The following is a 12,369-nucleotide window of genomic DNA, read 5'->3' as shown; positions in this document are numbered from 1 at the left end:
CTTACCCCTCCGAAGCGTTGGTTTCGGTGTCTGTGTCTGGCGTGATTCGAGAGAGTCGCATCGCGTTCCCGGTAACGGCCGTCGTCATCCCGGCATCCCCAGCGAGGACAGCGAGCCAAATCGGGACGTATCCGAACGGGACTGCGACCGCCAGCCCGGCTTTGACAGCGAGACTCGACCAGATGTTCTGCCGGATGACACCGTTCGCATCGTTTGCGAGTTCGTAGAGGTACGGAAGCTTCGCGAGGTCATCACCCATCAGGGCGATGTCCGCGGTCTCCAATGCGGTATCAGTCCCGGCAGCCCCCATCGCCACGCCGACCGTGGCAGTGGCGAGCGCCGGTGCGTCATTGATGCCGTCTCCGACCATCGCAACGCCGTCGTACTCCTCGACGAGCTCCTCGATCGCCGTCACCTTGTCCTCGGGGAGTAGTTCGGCCTGGTACTCGTCGACACCGACCTGGTCGGCGATCGCGCGGGCAGTCCGTTCGTTGTCCCCCGTCAGCATCACCGTTCGGGAGACACCGAGTTGCTTCAGTCGCGTCACCGTTCGCTTCGCTTCCGGCCGAATCTCGTCGGCGACCGCGATGACGCCCTCGAGTTCGTCTTCGGTCCCAACGAGGACGACGGTCTTGCCTTCAGCCTGGAGTTCGGGAACGGTCTCCTCGAGGAGATCGAGACAGTTGTTCCGGTCACACATCTGCCGGGCTGTCTGTGTCACGACGCCACCGTCGGTTGTCGCGTGAACGTGCGAAAGATCGAAATCTAACTCCTCAAACAGACCCGGTTTGCCTGCGAAGTGCGGAGTACCGTCGAGATCGGCACGAACACCCTTTCCGGTGATGCTCTCGAAGTCATCGACCTCGCGCTCGGTGACCCCTGCGCTGCCGGCTTCGGCGACGATTGCCTCGCCGATGGGGTGTTCACTCCGTTGTTCGAGTCCCCGTGCACACCGGAGCACGTCCTCCTCCGAGTTCCCGTTTAGGGGAACGACGTCGGTGACGGTGAGCTCACCCTTCGTCAGTGTTCCCGTCTTGTCGAACGCGACGACATCGACCGCACCCATCGCTTCGAGGTGATTCCCGCCCTTGATCAGGACGCCGTTCTTCGCGGCGCTCGTAATTCCCGACACCACCGAGACAGGCGTCGAGATGACAAACGCACATGGACAGGCCAACACCAACAGCGTCAGTCCGTAGACGACGGCCGTGGACCAGGTCGTGCCGAAGATGTACGGGCTTGCTACCGTCGTCAGGATGGCGAAGCCGACGACGACTGGCGTGTAGTACGTCGAGAAGCGCTCAACGAACTGTTCGCGTTCGGTCTTGTTCGACTGGGCGTCCTCAACCATCTCCACGATGCGGGAGAGCGTGTTGTCGCCGGCCTCGGAGGTGACCTCGACCTCGAGATACCCCTCCTCGTTGATAGTGCCGGCGTACACCTCGTCGCCCGTCGTCTTGTCGACAGGGACGCTTTCACCCGTGATCGGTGCCTGGTTGACGGCGCTCTCACCGTCGACGACGCTTCCGTCCATCGGGATTTTCTCCCCTGGCTTGACGACGACGATGTCTCCCACGGCGACCTCGTCGACGGGAATCGTCTCCATGCTCCCGTTCCGCTTGACGGTTGCTTCATCCGGTGAGAGATCCATTAGTTCGCGGAGGGAGTTTCGGGCACGGTCCATCGAGTAGCGCTCCAGCAGTTCCGCGATGCTGAACAGGAACGCAAGGGTGGCGGCCTCGAAGTAGAGTGCCTCACCGAAGACAAGACTCGCAACGAGTGCGCCGAGGATAGCCACCGACATCAGGAAGTCGATATCGAGGTTCAGATTCCGCGCCGAGTAGTAGCCGTTGCGAAGGATCTCCTGGCCGCCGGTGGCCACTGCAATCAGAAACAGGACGTCAGCGACCAGTAGATCCGTCCCGAGAAGACCTGCGATCTGTATATTCTGGCCGGTCAGGAAGAACTCGAAGAGTAAGCCGAGGACGACGAATCCACCGCTCACCCACGTTTTGAGTGCGCGCGAACTTGTCCAGATGCTCTCGCGCTCTCCGCTCGCTTCCTGACGCCCCGATTCGTCGCCTGTCGTATCCGTGACCTCGTACCCAGCGCTTTCGATCGCGTCGATGACGTCAGCTTCCCCAGCCCGCGACGAATCGTACGTGACGACGACGGTTCCGGTCGTCGGCTGCGTCTCGTATGTTGTCACTCCACCAACCCGGTCAAGGGCGTTTTCGATTTTGCCCGCACACGACGGACAATCCATCTCCGGAACCGTGAATTTCGAGGTGACCTCGCCAGTGTCCTCCACCGTGTACCCGGCCTTTTCAACCCGATTAGCAATCGCGGTGGCACTCGTTTGCTCGCCGTCGTACGAGACGGTCAACGTCCCTGTCGTCACTTGCGGGTCGACGCTCCGGATTCCGTTTAGCTTTCCGACGCTGTTTTCGACCTTTCCTGCACAGGATGGGCAGTCCATCTCCGGGACGGAGAACTGTGCAACGTCTCCCTGGTCTATCGATGGGACAACGTCATCACCATCTTGTCCAGTGTGCTTGTCGTGCTCGTGATCCTCGTGATCGTGGTCATGTGTATGACCCTGCTCGTGAGAATTCTCTTCGTGGTCGTGGGTGTGATCCGGTGGTTCACCACTTCCGTCGTGGGATTCCTCGTCAGGTGAGGTCATTACGTCCTGCTAGCTACTACAGACTTATTAAATCGGCTGCTACCAAAACCCCTTATTATGGTAGTCTCTAATAAAGTATTCGGGACGAGTTATTAAATCGGCCGATAATCCGTCCCATTCCCCGGACCTAAGTCCGGATTGCTCGATACTCGCCGTGTTTGATCTCGAGGAGAAGCGTACGGACTCCACACACGATGAGACCGGCGCTGACCACATCACCATTGGTACTCATCGGACTCATTATCGCCCCCTACCGATTCTGATGGCAAGTAGAACCACGAACGTGATCTCTCTCTTGTTGTAGCGAATTCTACTGTAGTACGGTCCCTCAATCAGATGTTGTTTCCGATGTCTCCGCTGTCGTTACCGTGGCGCGGGTTTCCCTCCGAACGAAGCCTACCCAGACAAGTGCACCAACGAGACACAGGATTCCAGCGATCGCAATCGATTGACCGCGGATTGTCGTCCCGGTCTGGTTCTGTGTGATCAACAAGACACCGAGACCGACAAGGATGAGTCCTTGAACACCTGCTGCTTTCGCTGGTTCAGCGATATACTCCGCCTCTGTGAGAATGCCAGCGACAGATCCGACGAACAACAACAGTCCCGCAACAGAGACAGGCCGAAGCCCGAGGACGACACCGACCTCCGAGAGAGCAAATCCAATCGCGACGAAGAGTGGCCATGGACTCGATCCGGTGAAGGTTGCGTCCGAGTCAGATGGATCGCTCATTATCTCGAATTGAGCTTCACGATATAATAAATCGGCTGTTATTAATCCCCTCTTCGTTAATAGAATATGGCTGTGATTCAGCCGTTACTCAGCTTTGCACGTTAGCGTCGGCTGTTGAGTGAACGAAGAGGTGGTCGATCTCTTCCATGAGATCATCGACGCCTCGGTCATCGTTGTCCCGAACCCACGAGAGAAGGTTGTACACGGCTTCTTTCAGGGAGTGTTCGAGGTTCGCTCGAAGCGATGACGCTTTCGAGCGAACCGTCCCCAAGGCGCTCGACTCGGGATCAAGACGAACGAGACTGTAGGCGGCCATGAGAAGGTGCCAGTGCCGACTGGCACCTTCGTCGGTCTGCATCTCGCAGTCTCCCAGGCCGAGATCCTGCTTCGAGTCCTCGAAGAACGTCTCGATGCGCCATCGCATTCCGTAGGAGCGAATCACGTGCTCGGTCGGTGCGTCGATCTTGTTCGTAGCGAGGTACTTGACCGGGTTTTCCTCGTCTTCGTCGGTCTCCTTCTCAGCGACGACCAGCTTCACGTCTCCCAGTTGGGAGACGGGAAGCTTCTTCGTCCAGATATGGTAGCTGTCGTCCTCAATGTCGCGTTCAGTCGTGTCGATGCGCTCTGCCAGCGCATCGACGCGAATTTCCTCGGCGGCGTAGGTCACTTGTCGGTTGCTTCGGAGTGGACCGATCCAGTCCTTGTCGTAGGATTCGATGTGGTCAGGAAGGCCAGAATCGTGGGCGAACCACGAGTCGAAGAGGTAGGTGTCCGCAGGCACACCTACCTCTTCTTCGAGTTCCGTGACGATTTCTCTGGCCAGATCGTACTTGGTATCGTGGTCGTCGTCCTCGTCGTCGTGCTGTTCGTAGAGGCGGAAGGTGAGCGGATAGGCGGTTTTGTCGTCGGCGTAGAAGGCGTAGATGAGGTCTTGACCCCAGACAGTGTCACCTTCGGCGTGATCGTAGAAGTGGCCGACACCGGGGACTTCGTCCCCGGCTTTCTCGGTGATCGTGTCGTCGAGGATGATGTAGCCGTCCTTCGACCAACGCGTCTCACCGTGTTTCTGGAGTTCTTCGAGGCGCTCGTGGTTGAACTGCTGTTCGTCCCAGTCGTACTCGGTGAGGAACTTGTTGAGGGCGCGTTTGCTGTTGGCTGGAAGGACTTCGCGTGCGATGCCCGCCACGGTCTTGTTGCTGGCCGCAACAAGACCGGTGGCGTAGGTTTTGGCGTGATGCCGTTGTGCCGGTGACAGTGACTCGAACTCGTCGAAGACGCGCGTGCACGACAAGAAGTCGGTAATCGGCATCATCCGTCCTTGCCACTCCCTACGTCACGCTCCTACTTCAACGTGCAAAGGTGAGCCGTTAGTTAATATTCGTGCGGTATGACGTCACACTCTTAACCCGGTAATGCTCCTTAGTCCCGATTCTCCGCGATATCCCATCTTACGGTCAAATGGTTTTATAGAGGCGCTCTGCCTACTCTTTTCTATGTGTATCTACTGCGACGCCTACGAAGAAGAGCGAGAAGCGGACGGTCAGTCCCCAGTCGAGGACAACCACTCTGAACAAAAGGCTACTTCCACGCCGTCAAAGGGAGTGTATGCACAACTTCGGTCTTCGCTAGGAGATCTGTTGTAACCGACCATTCTGCCCATTGATATCGCCACGTAAGTCGATACACGAGCGGAGTAGTTCGAACGTCGAACCAGAACGGTTTCAACGCTGACTGGCCTACGGCCGATTAACAGCTTTCGAGAGTATGTCATACGAAGGCACTACAGTTCCACGGCGTGACTCTCCTGCAGGGGAATGTGATTACTGTGGGCATCCGTTTCCTACGACCGACCGCCTCGTCCTCCACAAAGGCTTAGAACATCCTCAAGAGTTGGATGACGACGAGGAAGACGCATTCCTCTCTGTTCGAGCGGACGAAGAAGACGAGTTACGCACGCTGCGTCTGAAAGCACTTGGAGCCCTTGTGCTCCTGTACTTCGGTTTCTTAATGCTATATGCCATCGTTGCCTGACTCAGATACGAACACCGAGGCAAGCGAAGAGGGACACACAGAGTCAGGGCCAGAGTCGAGGCTTCATAATTGGGTCGTATCGAACACAAAGCTTAGACTCCTGATTCAGTTTGTAACCTGGGTCTCGATATTGACGCTGTTTACCGGAACAGTCGCTGCCGGTAACGGGATGACGCTCTCGAAGCAGCCTCGAGATACACTTGCCGTCCCCCGATGGCTGTATCTTGCCACTGGCGGCGCCACGATCGGCGCCTCTGCCCTACTTGCGAGCTTCGTCACTGATCGAGCCTTTATCCGCTATCTCCACAACTGGTCACTCCCCGGCCCGACGGTCGACGACTGGTGGACACCGATTCGATGGATCGGACATAGTCTTGGGATTGTCGTCCTTGGACTGGCAGTGTATCTCGGACTGACCGGACCGCAGCTCCCAACGGCCAGCTTCACCATCCTCGTCACATTTGTCGTCGTTCGAGCGGGCTTGCCGATGCTTACGTATCTCGGAGGGAACGTTTGGCCAGCACTGAACCCCTGGCGAGGGATCGTCTCGCTTCTCCCAGCTGGACACCGAACGTATCCTAAAGAATTAGCCCGGTGGCCAGCTGTCGGTGGCCTATTACTACTCGTGTGGATTGAGGTGATTTTCCCTGTCAGCACGATTCCGTCAATTCTTTCGCTTGCGATCCTCGGCTACAGTGCCGTCACAATCGCAGGCGCAGTACTCTTCGGTCCTGACGCGTGGTTCGAGAACGCAGATCCGTTATCCGTCCTGTTCCGATTTTTCGGGGCTGTCGCCCCTGTAAAACGGCGGGACGGGAAGCTCACTGTAAAACTGCCCGGTAGCGACCTGACTGACTCAGACTTAATCACGGACACCTCCGATGTTGCGTTCGTCATTGCGCTGATTTGGGAGCTCACGTACAGCGGCTTCATCACGACGCAGACGGGCGCAGCAACTACCGAGGCACTCGTCAGCCTCTCCAATATTGGAGTGGGAGCCGTACAGATTCGTGCGATCCTCATCTACACACTCCTTTTCGTCAGTGGCTACGTCGTTTTCTTCGCCGCGTATTGGTATGCGGGCGTACTCTCTCGGCGACGGACCGGGACATACATCACAGCGAAACGTATCGCCTTTCGGTTTGCACCCTCGCTATTGGCCATCGCAGCGGGATATCACCTCGCCCACTACACCGGACTGGCTGTATCCCTCAGTCCGGCTCTAGGCATGGCAATTCTCTCTCCACTGTCGCCCCCAGCGAATCCCCTGACATTGTCTCCACCTGGGTGGTTCGAGGGTTTGAGTATCGCCTACGTGCTCATCGGGCATCTCCTCGCTATCTGGGCAGCGCACGCGACCGCCTACGAACTCTTCTCGAGTCGTCTCGTCGCAATCCGGAGCCAGTACCCGTTCATCGTTGTGATGATCGGGTACACCGTTATTAGCCTCTGGATTCTCTCACTTCCAGGAGCGACGCCCCCATATCTACCCTGATTCTGGTGGTTTCGAGAGAACAACGGATCGCACACTAAGGTCAGAACTCAACCAGAAAGATCACTCGGCAGTGAACTCAATCGGGTCCATGTCGAGAAACGCGGTTTCGTAGCCGTCGTGGCGCGCCAGTTGGGGTGGTGTCTCTACAGTGATTCTGACCGTATCGCCAGTCTTGAGTTCATCAATACCCATCCCATAGAAACTCCCGAGGTCAGTATCAAGGGACGCTTGGAGTGTCCCTTGTGTGATTGTATCCCCTCCACGGTCGAGTGTTGCTGAAAGAGCCATCCTCGGGAGCATCACGCGATTGTAGGGTGTGCGTGGAGAAACGATTAGGAAGGGTCCTTCAGTATCACTAAACCGATGGTCACCGTCAACGAGAGCAACCAGCATCGTTGCGTCACCGGATTGCCCTTCGTGGAGTAGTCGACCGGGAAGCTCGGATTTTGTCGGCACGACCGGTTCAGGAATCATTTCCATATCCATTAGATCGACTGTCCCACGGGTGCCTGCTTTGTCCCCTAACCGGCGAATCTCCAAATTGTACGTCTCATCCGTATCGAACGTGAACTGCATCGTGGCAGACTGTCCCTCTGTAAATCGCCCGTTGAATGGACTCGTACGAGCTGTCTGCAACGGGCCAACCTGGAGCGTCACATCGTACTGTCCTTCCCCCGGGAGAGCGATATTGTCGCCGTAGTGGAACCCCATATTCGGCGAGATCATCGGCCAGAGGTTGGTCGAGGACACTCGACCGTCGCTGTTACTGATTTCGACAGAGACGTCGACCGGGAGGATCGTCTCCGTCTCGGTGTCCCAGACACTCGCCATCAGATGCACCGAATCATCCGACTGAACGACGACTTTCGTCTTTCGTGAGCCAGTGAGGTTCCAGAAACGGTGCGGGAAGGAGTGCATCAGTGCAAATCCGAGACTGCCTGCCGTCGTCGTTCCGTACATTCCCATCCCTTCGATGATTGCCGGATAGTAGACCGCGTCAGGTCGATCCTCCACGAGTGGTGGATCACGCCATGCAGACTGCGTCTCGAATCCGAGCCGCCCCAGGCAACCAGACAGTACCAGGCCACCCGAGAGAGCAGTCCCCTGTTTGAGAAACGTTCTCCGATTCATATTCTCCTCTGAGATACTATGTTTGGTAGATTCATTGAGTCAACCCCGCTGTCGTCAACCGGGAGTTTCTGTAACTGCCAGCCTCGGCCATTCTTTGACTGTCTACGCCAGGCGAACGACGAATCCGGTGAGTACCAGGAGTGAGACAACGCCAAGTAACGTCGCCAGTAGGAGGTGCTTCTCTTCCATAGGTTTGGCTTCGGTTGGGATTCTAAAGACACCTTTGGAACTACAAGGTCACCTGCACATCTGGCATATCAACAAAGGCTGTCTCGTACCCTTCATGGCGAGCTGTTTGTGGGGGCGAATCGACCGTGATCGTCAGGTCATCACCCGTCTGTACGTCCGCAACCGTCGTCCCATAGTGATAGCGGAGATCTGGATCGATGGTTGCTTGCAGAATTCCGTCGAATACCGACTTACCGTCGCGGTTCAGTGTCCCCGAAAGCGACATCATCGGCAGCATCGTTCGATTGTAGGGTGTGCGTGGAGAAACAGCGAGATACCTCTGCTCCTCGTCCCCACCGAAACGTGACGCGTCTTCAAGGATCGTAACCACGAACTTCGCGTCCCCACTCGTCCCCGAGCCACGAACGTCCCCAGGGAGCGCGTCCGGTGTCGGCACTTGCGAGTTCGGTAACATCTCCATGTCCATCAGGTCGACAGCACCCTTCGTGCCTTCCCTGTCGTCGGGGATGTCCGTATACGAGATCTCGTTGAGCGTCGATTCGCTGAATTCGAACTCGAAGGTGAACGAGGCGTTCCCCTGATTCTCGGCCAGCGACCCCGTCCGTCGCGTCGACGGCCCGCCGATGCTGATCTCGACAGTGTATGTGCCGTCGCCCTGAAGCTGTGCGTTATCGCCGAAGTGAAACCCCATCGGCTGGGAGAGCATCGGCCACGGCGCGAACTGATCAATCGACTCCTCGCTCTGTGTAATCGTGAGCTGCGGATTGATATCGGGCGGGATGATCCCCGTCTGTGTATCCCAAACGACCGGCATGAGATGGATCGAATCTTCAGGTTGAATCTCGACCTTCGTGATTCCATTCGGCTTCAATAGCCAGAACCGGTGTGCATACGAGTACGTGAGCGCACACCTGTACCCGTCCTGTTCCTTCATTCCAGGCATATCCATCCCCTCCCAGTGACTCGGATAGTAGACTGCGTCCGGCCGGTTCTCGGGAAGCGGTGGTGCTTGTGCCGATTGCGTCTCGAACAGGCCGGCACACCCCGCGAGCCCTACGAGTGAACCGCTCCCGGCCACTCGGAGCACGTCACGACGATTCATGCGTCACCTCCTGTGCGTCCCCAGTCGGCTGGGCAGGTGGCAGCGCGCGCAACGACCGCGGCGGGACGAGGAAATTACCGCGACGCTCCGTACGAATGTACTGTAGGATGCCGTTGTTATTCCGCTGACCGACGGCCGACTGCTCGGTGACGTCAGTGCCATTCATCGCTTCTCTCGTGTCGACGAAATCGGTGATCCGTCGCTGGAGCGCAAGGAAGTGGAGGCTGGCGGCTCCATCGTCGGTAGAATCGAAGTCACGTCGAAGAATGAGCGGCGAGTCATCGTCATCACGAGCACGGGCAGATTTCTGAGAGTGGCCGACGACGCCCATCTCGCGGGCCGTCTCATCCGTGGGCTTACAGTCGTCGATTTTGCTGCTGTCGCCGAGATTGTCCCCAGTACCTTCGATTACGTCGTTCTCGGCGTGGTACGGACAGAACATCTTCGCCTCACGCTGCCAGCGATCGTCCTGATTGTACCACTGGTTGAGGTTGAGTTGGAGCTTGGAGATGTGCTGAGTCGTGCCACCGGCGAACGGCCCCGACTGGATCGTCACACGATCTTCGCTGGCCTGGTTCTTTTTGAAGCCCGATTTGAACCCCATGAAGAGGGGGGCGTCCTCCAGGACCTTATCGGCCGGAACACCCCCCGCATCGTCTGCATTCTCCGCCGGGAGTCCATCCCCGATAAATCCCGTTCGCCGGTCGGCGAGTGAGAAGACATCGGTCAGTGCAGCGTCAGGCTGATCGACACCGTTGAGGGTCAATTTGTTCCCTTTGAGGGCTTCCTCGGCGCCGAGCACCACCTGTGCCGTGTTACTCGCCAGATGGACGACTGCATCGGGCGTATCGAACTCAGGGTTCTCGAACGGCGCGAGTGCTTCCGGATTGGGGAGGTCAACGTCTTCGGGGAGCGACTCGTAGAATCGGTTGAAGTATGCCGGAGAATAACTCACCGTGAGCAGTAACCCGTCCCCGCTTCGCTCGTAGGCGTGTTCGATGCCACGAAGAGCTGTTTCAACTTGGTCACGGTCGTCTTCATTGGGCTGCCCGTCTCGTCGGTAATTCAGATAGAGAAGTACGCGATGGTGCGGAGCAATGACGTTCCCGTGGTCGTCCCGAGGCAGGACCTCGTTCCAGGCGTGCTGACGTTGTGGATACGACGAGAGATCGTCTGGACCCGTCGGGACAGCGACCTCTTCACGGCCTAGACAGGCACTAAATGCCGCTGCGCCTCCGATAGCGACAGCCGACTTGAGGAATTCTCGGCGAGGGATACCTCTCTCATCAGTCATTGCCCGGCAGTTAGGAAGTCAACGGAAAATCGGTTCTGGTAGAGTTCTTGAATCCCCGCTCAAGGTCGGTAGCAGACTATCTGGTGATGAGTTTCTTCACCAAGTCCCGCCCGATAAATCGGGGAGTCCGCTTGCGGTATTCATTGTATTCCTGGCCATACTGCTCTTGCAGCCACGGTTCCTCGGCAAACGGGAATAGTGCGTACACGAGGATGGTCAAGATGCCGTGTACAGCCAGTTTCCGGGAGTTCACTGCGATGATCGCGCCGACGATGAACGTAATGAATCCCACGCTCTGTGGGTTACGCGTATACTGGTAGATACCGTCCGTCCGAAGTTCCCCTTCTCTTCCACTGCTTTCCATCCACCCGAGTTCGAAGAGGGCGGAGAGGGCAAATCCCATCCCGAGTGCGGCGATACCGCTACCTGCGAGTTTGTTCCTGCGTTCGGTGGAAATGAATGAGTTCCGATCAAGCGCGGCCAGCATGGGAAATCCAGCGAACACCACGGAGAGCGCGGACCAGTTGAACCACCACCGCCACGAGCTGTCGCCGATGGGCCATACTCGACGGTCAGGAAGAACCGCACTGATGGTGTACCCGAGAATCAGCGTGACATCCGCGACAACTGCCGTCAGCAGCGCGCGATCTGACAACGATGACATGTGTGTACATCGTGATTGTGAAAGACAAAAAAGTGAGTCAATCGTGGTTCGTGCCTAGAGACACTCCCTCTGAAGAGTTTTGGAACTACCAACCACTCTCTACAATTCTAACATCGGGGGTAATTCGAATCGACGTTCTCAGGTAACTGCGTTTCAAATTCAGCCTACATGGCAGGATTTGTCCCACTTCATAGTGGGTTCATCGATCCGTGGTCCCTTCCGTTGCTCGCGGTGATCACCATCGCGGCTGCGGGTACAGCGGTACTTCTGGGACTTGCGATCGGCGCGTTCGTTCAGCGCCAATCCCGTCCATATCTGTTAGTCGTCGCTGCGCTAGCTGCCCTTTTTGGACGCTCTACAGTTGCGGGGATCACCATCGTAGGCCTGTTTTCACAAGCCGAGCATCACCTTCTCGAACACGGACTTGATGTCATTCTTGTCGCGCTCGTCATTGCTGCAGTCTATCACTCCCGGACCATTTCGAACAAAACCGAATTCGATACATGACACACCAACGTGACCGGATTCACGAGTATATTGCCACCCACCCTGGAGAACACTTCAACGGACTCACGCGGAGACTCGGCCTCGCACCAGGACAGGTACAGTACCATCTCAAAGAACTCCAGACGCAGGGAAGAATAGTCGAACTGTCTCTCTATGGCCGGACCCACTATTACACACCGGAATATGATGCGTGGGAACGGGGAGCAATCGCTGTCCTTCGCCGGGAAACAGCACGCGACATTTTATTCTATGTTCTCGAACAGGGGCCATCCAGACCGAACGCTGTCACAGAGTCCCTCGGGATTGCACGGGGAACCCTCGAGTGGCACTTGAATCATTTGGCAGAGCAGAATCTAATCGAGAAACATCGAGATACCAATAATCACGTGACACTGGTCGCAGCCGAGCCGACTGAGACCGCTCATCTCCTCGAAGAGATTACACCCTCGCTGTCCGATCGGATGATTGACCGGTTCACTCGCCTCGTCGATAACCTACTGGCTGAGGAATCATAACGAGTTTGCGGATGTATTTCGG

Annotated in this window: 11 protein-coding genes; 3 read left to right on the top strand and 8 right to left on the bottom strand. The window is 57.0% G+C overall.

Annotated features, from left to right (window positions below):
* Position 1: 1 nt before the first annotated feature.
* From LI334_RS12730 to LI334_RS12720, 4 genes are all read right to left on the bottom strand, one after another.
* Positions 2 to 2,686 (bottom strand): heavy metal translocating P-type ATPase, encoded by a 2,685-nt coding sequence (locus LI334_RS12730; protein ID WP_227262385.1) that lies wholly within the window; start codon positions 2,684 to 2,686, stop codon positions 2 to 4.
* A gap of 127 nt (positions 2,687 to 2,813) precedes the next feature.
* Positions 2,814 to 2,918 carry a hypothetical protein gene (locus LI334_RS13145; RefSeq protein WP_454824379.1) on the bottom strand — a complete coding sequence of 35 codons (105 nt, stop codon included), beginning with the start codon at positions 2,916 to 2,918 and terminating at the stop codon, positions 2,814 to 2,816.
* Between the two features lie 96 nt (positions 2,919 to 3,014).
* The gene (locus tag LI334_RS12725) at positions 3,015 to 3,419 is read right to left on the bottom strand and encodes a DUF7541 family protein (protein ID WP_227262384.1); all 405 of its coding nucleotides are present in this window, start codon (positions 3,417 to 3,419) and stop codon (positions 3,015 to 3,017) included.
* Between the two features lie 88 nt (positions 3,420 to 3,507).
* On the bottom strand, positions 3,508 to 4,731 hold the full coding sequence (locus LI334_RS12720; RefSeq protein ID WP_227262382.1) for an IS701 family transposase: 1,224 nt from the start codon (positions 4,729 to 4,731) through the stop codon (positions 3,508 to 3,510).
* 702 nt (positions 4,732 to 5,433) lie between these two features.
* Here LI334_RS12720 and LI334_RS12715 point away from each other — a divergent pair.
* Positions 5,434 to 6,945, top strand: a complete 1,512-nt coding sequence (locus LI334_RS12715; protein WP_227262380.1) for a hypothetical protein — start codon at positions 5,434 to 5,436, stop codon at positions 6,943 to 6,945.
* Positions 6,946 to 7,005: 60 nt separating this feature from the next.
* Here LI334_RS12715 and LI334_RS12710 read toward each other — a convergent pair whose 3' ends face one another.
* The 4 genes from LI334_RS12710 to LI334_RS12695 form a co-directional block, all read right to left on the bottom strand.
* Positions 7,006 to 8,076 carry an iron transporter gene (locus LI334_RS12710; RefSeq protein ID WP_227262379.1) on the bottom strand — a complete coding sequence of 357 codons (1,071 nt, stop codon included), beginning with the start codon at positions 8,074 to 8,076 and terminating at the stop codon, positions 7,006 to 7,008.
* Between the two features lie 229 nt (positions 8,077 to 8,305).
* Positions 8,306 to 9,367, bottom strand: coding sequence for an iron transporter (locus LI334_RS12705; RefSeq protein WP_227262378.1), 1,062 nt, complete (start codon positions 9,365 to 9,367; stop codon positions 8,306 to 8,308).
* Complete coding sequence (locus LI334_RS12700) at positions 9,354 to 10,661, bottom strand: twin-arginine translocation signal domain-containing protein (RefSeq protein WP_227262376.1); 1,308 nt, start codon at positions 10,659 to 10,661, stop codon at positions 9,354 to 9,356. Before LI334_RS12700 ends, LI334_RS12705 begins: the two co-directional genes overlap by 14 nt.
* 76 nt (positions 10,662 to 10,737) lie before the next feature.
* Positions 10,738 to 11,325 carry a methyltransferase family protein gene (locus LI334_RS12695; protein ID WP_227262375.1) on the bottom strand — a complete coding sequence of 196 codons (588 nt, stop codon included), beginning with the start codon at positions 11,323 to 11,325 and terminating at the stop codon, positions 10,738 to 10,740.
* Positions 11,326 to 11,493: 168 nt separating this feature from the next.
* Between LI334_RS12695 and LI334_RS12690 the strand changes: the two genes are divergently transcribed.
* Together LI334_RS12690 and LI334_RS12685 are read left to right on the top strand one after the other, a co-directional pair.
* The gene (locus LI334_RS12690; RefSeq protein WP_227262374.1) at positions 11,494 to 11,832 is read left to right on the top strand and encodes a DUF7471 family protein; all 339 of its coding nucleotides are present in this window, start codon (positions 11,494 to 11,496) and stop codon (positions 11,830 to 11,832) included.
* On the top strand, positions 11,829 to 12,347 hold the full coding sequence (locus tag LI334_RS12685; protein WP_227262372.1) for a winged helix-turn-helix transcriptional regulator: 519 nt from the start codon (positions 11,829 to 11,831) through the stop codon (positions 12,345 to 12,347). The genes LI334_RS12690 and LI334_RS12685 overlap by 4 nt, the downstream gene beginning before the upstream one ends.
* Positions 12,348 to 12,369 lie beyond the last annotated feature (22 nt).

The organism is Salarchaeum japonicum, assembly GCF_020614395.1.
In the GTDB taxonomy this organism is placed as follows: Archaea; Halobacteriota; Halobacteria; order Halobacteriales; family Halobacteriaceae; genus Salarchaeum; species Salarchaeum japonicum.
The sequence above is the reverse complement of the archived record's forward strand: the minus strand, read 5'-3'. Positions and strand labels throughout refer to the sequence as shown.

Coding starts and splice junctions, on each gene's coding strand:
- LI334_RS12730 (WP_227262385.1), bottom strand. CDS start 2,686: ATGACCTCACCTGACGAGGAATCCCACGACGGAAGTGGTGAACCACCG.
- LI334_RS13145 (WP_454824379.1), bottom strand. CDS start 2,918: ATGAGTACCAATGGTGATGTGGTCAGCGCCGGTCTCATCGTGTGTGGA.
- LI334_RS12725 (WP_227262384.1), bottom strand. CDS start 3,419: ATGAGCGATCCATCTGACTCGGACGCAACCTTCACCGGATCGAGTCCA.
- LI334_RS12720 (WP_227262382.1), bottom strand. CDS start 4,731: ATGATGCCGATTACCGACTTCTTGTCGTGCACGCGCGTCTTCGACGAG.
- LI334_RS12715 (WP_227262380.1), top strand. CDS start 5,434: ATGCCATCGTTGCCTGACTCAGATACGAACACCGAGGCAAGCGAAGAG.
- LI334_RS12710 (WP_227262379.1), bottom strand. CDS start 8,076: ATGAATCGGAGAACGTTTCTCAAACAGGGGACTGCTCTCTCGGGTGGC.
- LI334_RS12705 (WP_227262378.1), bottom strand. CDS start 9,367: ATGAATCGTCGTGACGTGCTCCGAGTGGCCGGGAGCGGTTCACTCGTA.
- LI334_RS12700 (WP_227262376.1), bottom strand. CDS start 10,661: ATGACTGATGAGAGAGGTATCCCTCGCCGAGAATTCCTCAAGTCGGCT.
- LI334_RS12695 (WP_227262375.1), bottom strand. CDS start 11,325: ATGTCATCGTTGTCAGATCGCGCGCTGCTGACGGCAGTTGTCGCGGAT.
- LI334_RS12690 (WP_227262374.1), top strand. CDS start 11,494: ATGGCAGGATTTGTCCCACTTCATAGTGGGTTCATCGATCCGTGGTCC.
- LI334_RS12685 (WP_227262372.1), top strand. CDS start 11,829: ATGACACACCAACGTGACCGGATTCACGAGTATATTGCCACCCACCCT.